Annotated in this window: 2 protein-coding genes; one reads left to right on the forward strand and one right to left on the reverse strand. The window is 64.7% G+C overall.

Going from position 1 to position 872, the window contains the following annotated elements; all coding sequences use genetic code 11:
- The coding region (locus EXE44_RS17305; protein ID WP_137717998.1) for a metallophosphoesterase at positions 1–584 on the reverse strand (584 nt) is incomplete at its 3' end.
- Positions 585–706: 122 nt separating this feature from the next.
- Here EXE44_RS17305 and EXE44_RS21940 point away from each other — a divergent pair.
- The gene (locus EXE44_RS21940; RefSeq protein WP_255510257.1) at positions 707–835 is read left to right on the forward strand and encodes a hypothetical protein; all 129 of its coding nucleotides are present in this window, start codon (positions 707–709) and stop codon (positions 833–835) included.
- Positions 836–872: the final 37 nt, after the last annotated feature.

Below are 872 nucleotides of genomic sequence, written 5' to 3' on the forward strand. Positions count from 1 at the left end.
GAGTCCACTCCGCTTCCCGCGGAGTTCTGCGTCGACAGCGCGTTCTCTGCGGCGGTTCGATCCGGGAACCGCTCACCGAGGGCCAGGTAGTCGACCAGCCTATCGAACGCCAGCGGACGGTAGTCCAGCAGTTCGACGGAAAAGTTCACACGGCGGGCGTCGTGGTCGATGAAGGGGAACCGATCCGGCCAATTGTTGTGGTGGTGGCCGTGGAGTGTCCACCCCTTCGGGTTCGACGGCCCGTCTGCCGGGTCATGGACGGCGTGGAACGGGACTCCGCGATGCTCGAAGCGGCACTCCTCGACGAGCTGAACCCCGTCTAACCGCTCCAGTATCGTCCCGTCGTGGTTCCCGATGAGGAAGACGAGCTCCCCGTCGAGTTCGTCGAGCCGGTCCAACAGGGCTCCCGCTGAATCCCGGATCGTCAGGTCGCCACCGTACAACACCTCGTCAGTCGGATCGACGACGCGATTCCACCGCTCGACCAGCGTCTCGTTCATCTCCTCGACCGAGCCGAACGGTCGATCGCAGTAGCCGATGACGTTGCCGTGGTCGAGGTGGAGATCGGAGACCAAGTAGTCCATCGAATATCGACGCTTCTCACTGACCGCGCTTCAGCGTGACGACCAGCGGCCGATCGGCCGGCTTGCCGTTGCTACCTCCCGGACCCAGTCCGCTTATATACCCCGAGTAAGTTTGGCGACGTATGGGCGTCTCCGAGATACTCGAGGGCACGAACCTCACGCACCGTCAGATGGGGGCCATCATGGTCGGGTGGATCCTGCTGGTCTCGATCGTCGCCGTCGGCCTGCTGCTGTACACGTCGTCGCTGTAGGCTCCCGCGCGGTGCCCCCTGCCGGCCCCGCCGGCCC

This window comes from Halorubrum sp. SS7 (assembly GCF_005435055.1).
In the GTDB taxonomy this organism is placed as follows: Archaea; Halobacteriota; Halobacteria; order Halobacteriales; family Haloferacaceae; genus Halorubrum; species Halorubrum salinarum.

Bases quoted from the DNA above. Each gene is read 5' to 3' on its own strand.
- EXE44_RS21940 (WP_255510257.1), top strand. From the start codon at position 707: ATGGGCGTCTCCGAGATACTCGAGGGCACGAACCTCACGCACCGTCAG.